This is a genomic window from Bacillus sp. ISL-7 (assembly GCF_018613065.1).
The window spans coordinates 22,161-34,090 of the sequence record NZ_JAGGQW010000035.1 but is presented as its reverse complement, the minus strand read 5'-3'; the positions used below and the strand labels follow the sequence as shown (position 1 = coordinate 34,090).

General features: G+C 40.1%; 13 protein-coding genes. 10 read left to right on the top strand and 3 right to left on the bottom strand.

Translation table 11 applies throughout. From position 1 onward, the window contains the following. Positions 1-209: 209 nt before the first annotated feature. Positions 210-2,408: a RelA/SpoT family protein gene (locus J7E66_RS13435; protein WP_215000756.1), complete on the top strand. Its 2,199-nt coding sequence runs from the start codon at positions 210-212 to the stop codon at positions 2,406-2,408. 13 nt (positions 2,409-2,421) lie between these two features. Next, entirely contained in the window at positions 2,422-2,865 is a 444-nt protein-coding gene (gene dtd, locus J7E66_RS13430; RefSeq protein ID WP_215000753.1) for a D-aminoacyl-tRNA deacylase, read from the top strand. Between the two features lie 257 nt (positions 2,866-3,122). Here dtd and J7E66_RS13425 read toward each other — a convergent pair whose 3' ends face one another. From J7E66_RS13425 to J7E66_RS13415, 3 genes are read right to left on the bottom strand one after another with little or no spacing between them, the layout of a single operon-like run. Further along, positions 3,123-3,572, bottom strand: coding sequence for a PaaI family thioesterase (locus J7E66_RS13425; RefSeq protein ID WP_215000750.1), 450 nt, complete (start codon positions 3,570-3,572; stop codon positions 3,123-3,125). Positions 3,573-3,587: 15 nt separating this feature from the next. Continuing rightward, positions 3,588-5,138: a solute symporter family protein gene (locus J7E66_RS13420; protein WP_215000747.1), complete on the bottom strand. Its 1,551-nt coding sequence runs from the start codon at positions 5,136-5,138 to the stop codon at positions 3,588-3,590. Beyond that, the gene (locus J7E66_RS13415) at positions 5,138-5,488 is read right to left on the bottom strand and encodes a DUF485 domain-containing protein (protein ID WP_215000744.1); all 351 of its coding nucleotides are present in this window, start codon (positions 5,486-5,488) and stop codon (positions 5,138-5,140) included. Before J7E66_RS13415 ends, J7E66_RS13420 begins: the two co-directional genes overlap by 1 nt. Positions 5,489-5,763: 275 nt before the next feature. On the opposite strand from J7E66_RS13415, the gene J7E66_RS13410 reads away from it, so the two are divergent. The 8 genes from J7E66_RS13410 (at position 5,764) to J7E66_RS13375 (ending at position 11,924) form a co-directional block, all read left to right on the top strand. After that, positions 5,764-7,092 (top strand): phenylacetate--CoA ligase family protein, encoded by a 1,329-nt coding sequence (locus tag J7E66_RS13410; protein WP_215000741.1) that lies wholly within the window; start codon positions 5,764-5,766, stop codon positions 7,090-7,092. 299 nt (positions 7,093-7,391) lie between these two features. Further along, on the top strand, positions 7,392-8,348 hold the full coding sequence (gene paaA, locus J7E66_RS13405; protein WP_215000738.1) for a 1,2-phenylacetyl-CoA epoxidase subunit PaaA: 957 nt from the start codon (positions 7,392-7,394) through the stop codon (positions 8,346-8,348). Positions 8,349-8,363: 15 nt separating this feature from the next. After that, positions 8,364-8,723, top strand: coding sequence for a 1,2-phenylacetyl-CoA epoxidase subunit PaaB (gene paaB, locus J7E66_RS13400; RefSeq protein ID WP_088089105.1), 360 nt, complete (start codon positions 8,364-8,366; stop codon positions 8,721-8,723). Further along, a complete protein-coding gene (gene paaC, locus J7E66_RS13395) occupies positions 8,713-9,516 on the top strand; it encodes a 1,2-phenylacetyl-CoA epoxidase subunit PaaC (RefSeq protein WP_215000735.1) in 804 nt (267 codons plus the stop codon). Before paaB ends, paaC begins: the two co-directional genes overlap by 11 nt. A gap of 27 nt (positions 9,517-9,543) precedes the next feature. Then, entirely contained in the window at positions 9,544-10,041 is a 498-nt protein-coding gene (paaD, locus tag J7E66_RS13390; RefSeq protein WP_215000733.1) for a 1,2-phenylacetyl-CoA epoxidase subunit PaaD, read from the top strand. A 17-nt stretch (positions 10,042-10,058) separates the two neighbouring features. Beyond that, positions 10,059-10,361, top strand: coding sequence for an EthD family reductase (locus J7E66_RS13385; RefSeq protein WP_215000730.1), 303 nt, complete (start codon positions 10,059-10,061; stop codon positions 10,359-10,361). Position 10,362: 1 nt separating this feature from the next. Next, on the top strand, positions 10,363-11,139 hold the full coding sequence (locus J7E66_RS13380; RefSeq protein ID WP_215000729.1) for an enoyl-CoA hydratase/isomerase family protein: 777 nt from the start codon (positions 10,363-10,365) through the stop codon (positions 11,137-11,139). 11 nt (positions 11,140-11,150) lie between these two features. Next, positions 11,151-11,924: an enoyl-CoA hydratase-related protein gene (locus J7E66_RS13375; RefSeq protein ID WP_215000727.1), complete on the top strand. Its 774-nt coding sequence runs from the start codon at positions 11,151-11,153 to the stop codon at positions 11,922-11,924. Positions 11,925-11,930: the final 6 nt, after the last annotated feature.

The following is an 11,930-nucleotide window of genomic DNA, read 5'->3' as shown; positions in this document are numbered from 1 at the left end:
AGGGCACTCAGGGCGAGTGCTCTCTTTATATAAAAAAGCGGAAGCGCGCGTTTAGCACAATTTTTTCTGAATAGTGTGGAAAAAGACTCTCAATCTCTTTACATCTTGGCTTTTTTTTTCGATAATAATAACAATCATTCCTATTTAGAACAAATTTTTAGAGAATGACATTTATATAAATAAAATGAGACGAAAATAAAGGTGATTTCATGGCGAATGATCTAGTGTTAACAGCCGACCAAGTCATCGACAAGACTCGGAATTATTTAAATGATGAACATGTTAAATTTTTGGAAAAAGCATACGAATTTGCAAAACATGCTCATCGTGAACAATATAGAAAATCGGGCGAACCGTACATTATTCATCCGATCCAGGTTGCTGGCATTCTAGCTGACTTGGAGATGGATCCTGCCACGGTTGCAGCTGGTTTTCTTCATGACGTCGTTGAAGATACGAGTATATCTTTAAAAGATATTGAGTCTTCTTTTAATGACGAAGTGGCCATGCTTGTCGACGGCGTAACCAAATTAGGGAAAATTAAATATAAATCTCACGAGGAACAGCAGGCAGAGAACCACAGAAAAATGTTTGTGGCAATGGCCCAGGATATCCGGGTCATCCTAATTAAGCTTGCCGACCGTTTGCATAATATGCGGACACTTAAACATCTTCCTTTAGAAAAGCAGCGTCGGATTTCAAATGAAACACTTGAAATTTTTGCGCCTTTGGCACATCGTCTTGGTATTTCTAAGATTAAATGGGAACTGGAAGATACAGCCTTAAGGTATTTAAATCCGCAGCAATATTATCGAATTGTTAACTTAATGAAAAAGAAGCGCGCTGAACGTGAGCAATATTTAGTGGATGTCATTGAAGAAGTAAAGAACCGAATGGGTGAAGTGTCCATTAAAGCAGAGCTTTCTGGCCGTCCGAAGCATATTTATAGCATTTATCGGAAAATGGCTTTGCAAAACAAGCAGTTCAGTGAAATTTATGATTTGCTAGCTGTTCGAATCGTCGTAAACAGTATTAAAGATTGCTATGCTGTTTTAGGGATTATTCACACTTGCTGGAAACCAATGCCCGGCCGTTTCAAGGATTATATCGCGATGCCGAAGCCTAATATGTATCAATCCTTGCATACTACCGTAATCGGCCCAAAAGGAGATCCGCTTGAGGTTCAAATTAGAACGTATGAGATGCATCGGATTGCTGAATTCGGGGTGGCAGCACACTGGGCTTATAAAGAGGGCAAAGAAGCACTTAACGAGAGCACTTCGTTTGAACAGAAATTAACCTGGTTCAGAGAAATACTGGAGTTCCAAAATGATACCGCCAATGCGGAAGAGTTTATGGAGTCATTGAAAATTGACTTATTTTCGGATATGGTTTTTGTGTTTACACCAAAAGGTGATGTCATGGAGTTGCCGTCTGGTTCTGTTCCTATTGATTTTGCTTATCGAATTCACTCCGAAATTGGCAATAAGACGATAGGCGCAAAAGTGAATGGCAAAATGGTGACGCTGGACTACCGGCTTAAGACTGGTGATATCATCGAAATCCTTACATCGAAACATTCATACGGTCCAAGTCAGGATTGGTTGAAGCTGGCGCAAACATCGCAAGCGAAAAATAAGATCCGGGCCTTCTTTAAGAAGCAGCGCCGCGATGAAAATGTCGATAAAGGCAAAGAGATGGTTGAAAAAGAAATTCGTAATATGGAGTTCGATATCAAAGAAATATTGACCTCTGACAATCTGAAAAAGGTTGCTGAAAAGTTTAATTTTTCCAGTGAAGAAGATATGTATGCAGCGGTTGGTTATAATGGTGTAACGGCTTTACAGGTCGCCAACCGATTAACCGAGAAATGGCGCAAAAAGAGGGATCAGGAGCAGAGTTCGAATATTACTAATGCCATAACGGACCTAAAAACCTTCCCATCTTCCAAAAAACGTGAATCCGGTGTCCGAGTTTCCGGGATTGATAATTTACTGATTCGGTTATCAAGATGCTGTAATCCGGTTCCAGGCGATGAAATTGTTGGTTTTATTACAAAAGGCCGCGGGGTCTCTGTACATCGTTCGGACTGTACGAACATTGATTCTAATGATGCTCAGTCAAGGTTAATCCCGGTAGAGTGGGAATCATCCTTAAATGATCGGAAAGAATATAATGTTGATATTGAAATTAACGGTTATGACCGTAGAGGGCTTCTGAATGAAGTACTTCAAGCTGTAAATGAAACGAAAACAAATATCTCTGCCGTTTCAGGCAAATCGGATCGGAATAAAATGGCGACGATTAGCATGTCGATTGCCATACACAATGTGAACCATTTGCAAAAGGTGGTTGAACGAATTAAACAGATCCACGATATTTATTCCGTCCGTCGAATGATGAATTAAGGAGTTTCAAAAAATGCGTGTAGTTGTTCAACGAAGTAAAGGTGCCAACGTAACTGTTGGCGGGGAAGTAACTGGTCAAATAACAAAGGGGCTTGTCTTACTTGTCGGTATCACCCATGCTGACAAGGAAGAGGATGCCATCTACCTAGCCGATAAAATTGCCAACCTCCGTATTTTTGAGGATGCCGATGAAAAGATGAATCTATCTTTATTAGATGTTGGCGGTGAAATTCTTTCTGTTTCGCAATTTACTCTTTACGGTGATTGCCGAAAGGGGAGAAGGCCAAACTTCATGGATGCGGCCCGGCCAGACCAAGCTGTTCAACTATATGAGTTACTTAACAGCTTGCTGCGAGAAAAAGGGATTCGTGTTGAAACCGGCATATTCGGTGCGATGATGGATGTCGAACTCATCAATGACGGTCCCGTGACGTTGATACTTGAAAGTAAATCATAAAAAAGGCTTGGCACTTTCGATTAGGTGCTAAGTCTTTTTTGTTTTTGTATACGAAAAGCCCTTTCAATTGAAGGCCGGGAAATCATTATTTCAAATTACAACACTCAAGTAGAAAAAAATGAAGAAACAATATGAGACCATATGAATCACAAATCGTTCGTCTTTAATTTGAGTACCATTAATTTTGGTTTTACTTCTTACTTCCATTGTAAAAAATAACCGGACGAATCGATTGATTTGTCCGGTTAATAAAAGCTTTATTTATCCTGTTTAACAAAATAATGGCTCTTTCTGTAAACCATCGCTTCCATTGTTGCGATTAGTTCATTTTCACTTTGGACATCGATTTTGTACCAAGCGAGTTTGTGATTTTTCTTTATTTCTTTTGCATTTGCAGTTAAAGTCCTGCCACGTGTGCCAGCTGATATAAAGTTAACATTGGTTGTGACACCCACAGCTGTTTTACCATATGAGTTGCTCGCTGCGGCAAATACGTAATCTGCAAGTGAAAAGATAATGGCACCGTGAACTGTTCCATGTGCATTAAGCATCCGGTCGTCAGGAATTAATTCCGCTTCCGCTGTGCCGGGTCCGAGATTTGTCAGCTTCATGCCAAGAAAAGATGCAAATGGTTCGTCTTTTAGAACTTGCTTAATTTCATCGTAATGTAAATCGTGAATTGCCTGATCATCTAATTGAATTGTCATGGAATTTTCCTCTCCTTAATGATCTTTTGCTGAGCTAATGCCATACCCAGTGTTTGATTTAAACAATACTTCTGCGAATTTATTTTCGTCTTCTTTTGTTTTAGACAACATTGTACCTATATAGGCACCTATAAAGCCAAGAGGCACGGTGAAAATGGTCGGGTTGCTCATTGTGAAAATAGGGTCTCCTGTGAAAATACCCATTCCAGGTTGGGGATTCCATACATTCGGACTAAGCAAAACTAAAACTAGAGAGCTGATTAACCCAAACAGCATGCCGGTGATCGCTCCGATTGCATTAAATCGTTTCCAGTAAATTGTGCAAAGAATAACCGGCAAGTTGGCGCTTGCTGCAATACCTAATGCAAGTACCGAAAGGAAAGCAACATTCAGTGACTGTGCGAACAAGGCTAGCACGATTGAAATAGACGCAACACTAATTGCCGAGATACGTGCTACAAGAACTTGCTGCTTTTCAGTCATTTTTCCGTCTTTAATAATTTCTCCATAAATGTCATGTGCAAAGGCGGATGCTGACGTTAAAACAAGGCCGGATACTACCGCCAAAATAGTGGCAAATGCGACAGCTGAGACGAATGCAAACAAGAATTCACCGCCTACGGTTAATGCGAGAAGCGGCGCGGCCATGTTTCCAGCAGGGTTAGCCTCAACAATACGGTCAAAACCGACGAATGAAGCAGCACCGAACCCTAGGAAAATCGTCATAATAAAAAATACGCCAATAAACCATGTTGAATATACAACAGATTTTCGTGCCGTCGCCGCATCCTTTACAGTAAAGAAGCGGACAAGTAAATGCGGAAGTCCTGCTGCGCCGAGGACAAGTGACATATTAAATGAAATCATATCAAGTCCATTCGTGTATTTATTACCTGGATTTAAAAAGTCATTACCAAGGGGTGTTGCTGTCTTAACATGGTGGAACATTTCTGAGATGTTAAAGTTATATCGGGAAAATACAATAAACGTCAAAACGGAAGAACCGCCCAGCAAAAGCGCGGCTTTTGTTATTTGTACCCAGCTTGTCGCCCGCATCCCACCGAAAATAACATAAATTGTCATTAATACACCAACGAGAAGAACGGAAAGACCGTAATCGATCCCAAGAAGAAGTTTAATCAATCCACCCGCACCAACAAGTTGAGCAATCATATAAAAAATAGAAATGACAAGAGTGTTCGCTGCAGCGATCCCACGTACCTTTTTGGACTTAAACCGAGCAGAAATCATATCGGCTAACGTGTATTTTCCAAGATTACGAAGCGGCTCCGAAACAAAGTATAATAAGACAAGGAACGCGACAAGATTGCCAATGCTCATATAAAATCCATCGAAACCAATCAGAGCGATAGCCCCTGTAATACCTAGAAAAGAAGCGGCAGACATAAAGTCACCAGCTACAGCCAATCCATTTTGCCATGCAGTCAACCCGCCGCCAGCTGTATAAAAATCGCTCGCGTTTTTCGTTTTCTTAGAAGAATAATAGGTTATTGTAAGCGTTAACAAGATAATTCCTAAAAAAAGTATAAGAGATAATGTACTCATCAGCCAAGCTCCTTCCGGTATTTAGTTAAAATATTTTGGGCCATTTTGTCATACTTCTCTGATTTCTTAAGGTAGACAATACCACCGATCCAAACCACAACGAACTGAAGAAGTGCATAAACCCATGCCCATGTTATACCGAGAAAAGCTTCTCCTTTTAATAGATATGTATAAGCAGCTAACACAGGTAGAACAAAATAGAACGTCAGGAAGAAAGTGGTGACAGGGATAATAAATGCTTTTTTCTTTTGAAGTAAATCCTTAAAATCTTCGGTTTCAACCAATAGATAATAGGGCTTCTTTTCGACATGTTCTTCGGTTAAGTAGCTTTTTTTTACTGGTGATTCCATAATAACCCCTCCTTGAATAGAACGATTTTAAAACGGTAATGATAAAAAGTGATATATGTCACTCTCGTTTTAAAGCTATCATAATTAGAATATTAAGTAAATTAAAATATTTAATAAAATTTTATATTTTCTATTAAAATTCAAAGTTAACACTATTGACAACGTGGAAATGTCGTATTAATCTGAAAAAGTATATTACTAGATTTTTTATTTTCGTTTTAATTTCGTTATGTAATTTCAGGAACAATGAAAAGCAAATGAGGGGGACTGACAAAATGTACAATCCAGAAATTGAAACTGCTACCCGTATTGAAATGGAAAGTTTGCAGCTGGCACGACTTCAAAAGACGGTTAGAAATGTATTTAAGAATGTACCATTTTACAAAGAGAAATTTGATGAACTGGGTATTACGCCAGAAGATATTCAGCAGTTAAGCGATGTGACAAAGCTTCCATTTACCAAAAAACAGAATTTTCGTGAGCAATACCCATTCGGTCTATTTGCAGTTCCCATGGATGAGGTTGTCCGCGTTCATGGATCATCTGGAACGAGCGGAAAGCCGACAATTGTAGGATATACAAAAAATGATATTGAAAACTGGTCAGTAATGGTTGCCCGTGCTATTGTCACTGCAGGCGGTCGGAAATCAGATATTTTTCATAATGCCTATGGCTATGGATTGTTTACAGGCGGGCTTGGTCTTCATTACGGAGCAGAAAAGCTAGGCGCTGCAACATTACCAATTTCGGGGGGAAACACAGATCGGCAAATTACACTTATTAATGATTTGAAACCGAGAGGTATTTGCGGAACGCCATCTTATATTCTAAATATGGCTGAAAAGATGGAAGAAATGGGGATAGACCCTGCTGATAATGGAATTGAATATGGTATTTTTGGCGCTGAGCCTTGGTCGGAAGAAATGAGAGCGACACTTGAAAAGAAACTAAAATTGAAAGCGGTTGATATTTACGGCCTAAGTGAAGTTATGGGACCGGGTGTTGCGATAGAATGTCATGAAGCACAGGATGGACTTCATATCGCAGATGATCACTTCCTGATTGAAGTGATTAATCCAGATACACTCGAACCGGTAGCAGATGGAGAAGTTGGAGAACTTGTTTTTACTAGCTTAACGAAGGAAGCCCTACCAATTATTCGTTATCGAACTGGGGATCTTGCCGCTATTACCCGAGAAAAATGTAAATGTGGACGTACGACAACGAGAATGTCCAGGGTAAAAGGCAGAACAGATGACATGCTCATTGTCAGAGGTGTAAACGTTTTCCCTTCTGAAATTGAACGGGCATTGTTGCAAGTGAAGGGACTCGTTCCTCATTATCAGATTCACCTTGTTAAGAAAGGTGCAATGGACAGTGTTGAATTACATGTTGAAATTGAAAGCGATTTCTATACTGGAATTGATGGAGACTTAACACATGCCAATGTTCAGAAATTGAAGAAGACGGTCCAGCACCATATGAAAAACACATGTCTAGTGACGATGGATATCGTCGTCAACATTCCAAAAGGCATCCCGCGTTCTGAAGGAAAGGCCATTCGTATTGTTGATAAGCGAAAAAGTGCTATGATCAGCGTATAATGAATCTGTCATTATCCCAGCAGGGAATGATGCATGCTGTTCCTTCATTTTCGTCAAGAAGAACAAATGCCATTCCCTTGTCATTGTAATCAAAAATTTCTGGTGCCCGTGCACCGCATCCACGATTTAGCGAAGATAAAGTAGGTCGTCACGGTTCAAAGTATCGTTGAAATAAAGGAGAGTATCGCCCATTCTTTTATTTTAAAAAAATGACGCAATATTCTTGCTTTTTATATAACAATAAAATATAATTACGTTAAATAAACGTTATATTGCTTTTGAGAAAAGGGGGATTTGAAATGAGCGTTCTTTTAAATGAAATAACAGAACAGGAAAAGCTGGAGCAATTTATAGCTAGGATCGAAGCTGGAGATAAAATTGAAGCAGATGATTGGATGCCAGAGGAATATCGGAATACATTAATCAAATTAATTTCCATGCATGGTATGAGCGAAATAATGGGAGCACTTCCTGAAAAGGAATGGGTACCAAAAGCTCCTACTTTGCATAGAAAACTTGGGATTATGGCGAAGGTACAAGACGAAATGGGACACGGACAATTATTGCTTCGTGTGGCGGAAGATTTATTGAAACCATATGGAAAAAAGCGGGACGATCTGATGCAGGATCTTTTTACTGGAGATTTAAAGTTCCATAATGTTTTCCATATGGAAGCTAAATCATGGGGAGATGCAGGGCTGATTGGCTGGTTAGTTGACGGAGCGGCCATTATCACCCAAACGGATATGCTTGGTGCATCTTACGGTCCATATGCCCGTGCCTTACACAGAATTTGTGCAGAAGAGGTTTTCCACGCTCAACACGGAGAAGCCATTATTATGGCTTTAGCTGAAGGGACAGAAGAACAGAGACAAATGGTGCAAGATGCCCTTAATTATTGGTGGGAATCTTTGCTGCTTTTCTTCGGACCGCCAAGCAAGAATGAAATGGGTGCATCAAAACAAGATGTTACCTTAAAGTATAGAATCAGAACGGGCACGAATGAAGGACTTCGTCAATCTTTCTTTAGCAAGTATATTAAGCGGATTCATTCACTTGGTTTTACCATTCCGGATGAAACGCTGCGTTTTGATGAAGAAACAGGAAAATGGATTTATAAACAGCCTGACTGGAATAAATTGAAGAAGATTGCTAGAAATGAAGGACCTCGTTCACAAGAGCGCTTGAATCTTAGAAGAATTTCTTACAAAAATAACCAATGGGTACGTGAAGCATTGTCACCAAAGACTGTCTAAGGGAGGGGAAGGAACATGGAAACTAGGCAAGAATCATATTTTGAAGAGTTTGAAGTATTTAGCCGCAAGACCCCAACTGCACCAGTACAATATCATTTTAGCTTGCTCGCACCAAATGAGGATATTGCGATCCTCATGGCACAGGAAAACTTTATGCGACGTGAAGCAGTGGATGATATCTGGGTTGTGAAACGTCAGAATATACGTAAAATGACTTCGGAAGAAAAGAAAACGCTTCAACGTTTAGATAATAAAGAATACCGCACAACAAAAGGGTATGGCTATTTAAAAAAAAAATGGCGGAAATATGAACAAGAAATGCTTGATGAGAAGGAAATTTTGTCTTGGGCAGGAGGCGTAAAAAATGGCAAATAATTCATCAGTAGAGAATACGGCAATTAAAGAGTTGCTATTTCAACTAGCAGACGATGATTTTATCCATTCCTATCGTGGATCTGAATGGCTGGGTCTCGCTCCTCACATTGAAGAAGACGTAGCAACTTCATCCATCACCCAAGATACAATGGGTCATGCGGCCATATTCTATCAATTGTTAGAAGAACTCGGTGAAGGGAATGCAAATCAGCTGGCCCATGACCGTCCAGCGAATGCAAGGCGCAATGCGATTATCCTGGAACTCGTGAATGGACCTGGCTATTATATGGAAGAACCGGATTATGATTGGGCTTTTGCAGTTGTACGAAATTACTTTTATACCCAAGCTAAAATGATTAAGATTCAATCACTACATTCAAGTTCATATGAGCCGCTGGCTGAAGTTGCCGCAAAGGTGCAAATGGAACTTTACTATCATTTAATGCACTGGAAAACATGGTTCGTTCAACTTTTAGGTTCAGGTCATGAAGAAGCTGTTTCCCGAATGAAAGCAGCTATTGAAAAAACGTTTCAAGATTTTCAAGGTGTTTTCTCTCTTGGAGAACATCGAAATAAAATTGTGCAACAAGGTTTAATTGAAAGCGAAGCGGTTTTACTGAATAAGTGGAATCAGGCCGTTGCACCTGTATTGAAAAGTGTTGGGCTCCAAGAACCCATTGAAGTAGGAATGGCTCAAGGAGATGGACGAAATGGGGAGCACACAGAGGATTTAGTGAAGGCACTCGAAACTTTAAGTGAAGTATACGCTAGTAATAAAGCAGCTTCCTGGTAATACAAGAGGAAAAGGGGGAGGGGGACTATGTCTACCGTGTTATTAACATCAGAAGAAATATATAAACTACTGGAAAACGTAAAAGATCCTGAAATTAATACAGTCAGCATTCTAGATTTAGGAATGGTGGAGAATGTGGAGATATCAGGATCAGATGTTTCAGTAAAAATACTGCCTACCTTTCTAGGATGTCCAGCTTTGTCTATCATTCAAAAAAATGTTGAAACAGCCGTTAAGCAACTGCCAAGCGTTGATGGAGTGAGCGTAGAATTCCTACGTTCCCCATCCTGGACATCTGACCGGATTACGGAAAAGGGGAAAGCGGGGCTAAAGGTATTCGGAATCTCCCCTCCCCCTCGACAAATGAAAGAAGATGGATCGTGGCATATAGATTGTCCGTATTGTGAATCCACGTATGTCACGATGGAAAACATATTCGGACCAACAGCGTGCCGCAGCATTTTATATTGCAAATCATGTAAAAACCCATTTGAAGCAATGAAACCAATGATTAAATTTATGTAAAATACGGAGGGAATAAAATGGTAAAGTTAATTGCTCTATATAAGCAGCCGGAAAATAAAGAAGAATTTGATGAACATTATTTCAGTGTTCACGGTCCTATCACAGAAAAAATCCCAGGTCTTCAAAAAATGGTCGTTACGAAAATAGTCGGAACACCAATGGGGAAAGACTCTGAATATCACATTCTATGCGAAATGTATTATGAAAATCATGAAGCACTTCAACAAGGTATGCGTTCCCCTGAAGGAAAAGCATCAGGAAAAGACTTGATGGGTTTTGCTGGGAAACTCGTAACCATGATGATCGGTGAGGAAGTATAAAATGAACCAGTTTCAATTTATTGAGACATCAATTGGGGATGGGATAGGCTTTATCACTTTGAACCGACCGAAACAATTGAATGCGCTGAACCGGACTATGGTCGGTGAAATTGTTTCTGCAGCAGAAGAATTCGACCGTGATACCCAAGTGAAAGTAATCTTATTATCCGGTCATGGAAAAGCATTTTCTGCTGGAGCGGATATTGATGAGATGGCCAATGACAATCCTGTTAGATTGGAATTGTTGAATCAATTTGCTGATTGGGACCGGTTAAGTTTCGTTAAAAAGCCTATCATTGGTGCAGTCAAAAGCTTTGTATTCGGCGGTGGCTTTGAGCTTGCCTTATCATGTGACTTACTTATAGCTGCTGGAGATACACTGTTTTCCTTTCCAGAAGTAACACTTGGAGTTATGCCTGGAGCAGGAGGGACACAAAGACTGACGAAGCTAGTGGGTAAAACAAAGGCACTTGAATGGATCTTGACCGCCGAAAGAATCAATGCAGAAACAGCCTTAAAATATGGCATTATTAATAAAATTGTCGCACCTGAATTATTGATGGAGGAAGCAATTGGCTTCGCAAGAAAGATTGCGGCACAGCCGCCTTTAGCAGTCAGAATAATCAAAGACTCTGTTAATAAGGCAGTGGATTACTCCTTATATGAAGGAATGCAATATGAAAGAAAGAATTTCTACTTGCTCTTTGCTTCTGAAGATCAAAAGGAAGGCATGGAAGCGTTTGTAGAAAAACGAAAGCCTAATTTTACAGGCAGATAAGGAGTTATGCTATGTACGAAACAATTACTTTTCGGATTGAAAACGGGGTAGCTTGGCTCAGTCTAAACCGACCTGATAAACTGAATGCTTTTACATCACAAATGAATAAAGAAATCCAAAAGGCAATTAAACACTCGTCAAAGTCTCATGAGGTGCGTGCGATTGTCATTACCGGAGAAGGAAGGGCCTTTTGTTCCGGTCAAGACTTAGCAGATGTGGATGACAGCATGAATTTAGGGCAAATGCTCCGTGACGATTACGGTCCGATGATGAAGGAAATCGTCAGTTGTGAAAAACCAATTATTGCAGCAGTAAACGGTGTGGCTGCAGGGGCAGGCTTCAGTCTGGCATTAGCCTGCGATTTCCGTCTTATCTCTGAGAAAGCAAGCTTTCTAAATGCCTTTGTCAATATTGGGTTAATTCCTGATTCGGGTAATCTGTATTTCCTTTCACGAATTGTGGGTCATGCAAAGGCATTAGAGCTATCTGTATTGGGAGAAAAAGTACCTGCTGCTGAGGCAGAAAAAATGGGTCTTGCTACAAAAGTAATCGGAGTAGAGGACTGGAACGAACAAGTGACAGCCTTTGCAGAAAATATTGCCAGCAGACCAACGAAAGCAATCGGCTTAATCAAAAGATATTTAGAAGCCTCCTACCATATTTCTTTTGAAGAATATTTGAAAGAAGAAGCGGAAGGACAACGAATTGCCGGCTTAACGAAAGATTATGTTGAAGGGGTAACGGCATTTACAGAGAAACGCAAAGCTCAATTTATTGGTGAGTAACATAAA

Coding starts and splice junctions, on each gene's coding strand:
- J7E66_RS13435 (WP_215000756.1), top strand. CDS start 210: ATGGCGAATGATCTAGTGTTAACAGCCGACCAAGTCATCGACAAGACT.
- dtd (WP_215000753.1), top strand. CDS start 2,422: ATGCGTGTAGTTGTTCAACGAAGTAAAGGTGCCAACGTAACTGTTGGC.
- J7E66_RS13425 (WP_215000750.1), bottom strand. CDS start 3,572: ATGACAATTCAATTAGATGATCAGGCAATTCACGATTTACATTACGAT.
- J7E66_RS13420 (WP_215000747.1), bottom strand. CDS start 5,138: ATGAGTACATTATCTCTTATACTTTTTTTAGGAATTATCTTGTTAACG.
- J7E66_RS13415 (WP_215000744.1), bottom strand. CDS start 5,488: ATGGAATCACCAGTAAAAAAAAGCTACTTAACCGAAGAACATGTCGAA.
- J7E66_RS13410 (WP_215000741.1), top strand. CDS start 5,764: ATGTACAATCCAGAAATTGAAACTGCTACCCGTATTGAAATGGAAAGT.
- paaA (WP_215000738.1), top strand. CDS start 7,392: ATGAGCGTTCTTTTAAATGAAATAACAGAACAGGAAAAGCTGGAGCAA.
- paaB (WP_088089105.1), top strand. CDS start 8,364: ATGGAAACTAGGCAAGAATCATATTTTGAAGAGTTTGAAGTATTTAGC.
- paaC (WP_215000735.1), top strand. CDS start 8,713: ATGGCAAATAATTCATCAGTAGAGAATACGGCAATTAAAGAGTTGCTA.
- paaD (WP_215000733.1), top strand. CDS start 9,544: ATGTCTACCGTGTTATTAACATCAGAAGAAATATATAAACTACTGGAA.
- J7E66_RS13385 (WP_215000730.1), top strand. CDS start 10,059: ATGGTAAAGTTAATTGCTCTATATAAGCAGCCGGAAAATAAAGAAGAA.
- J7E66_RS13380 (WP_215000729.1), top strand. CDS start 10,363: ATGAACCAGTTTCAATTTATTGAGACATCAATTGGGGATGGGATAGGC.
- J7E66_RS13375 (WP_215000727.1), top strand. CDS start 11,151: ATGTACGAAACAATTACTTTTCGGATTGAAAACGGGGTAGCTTGGCTC.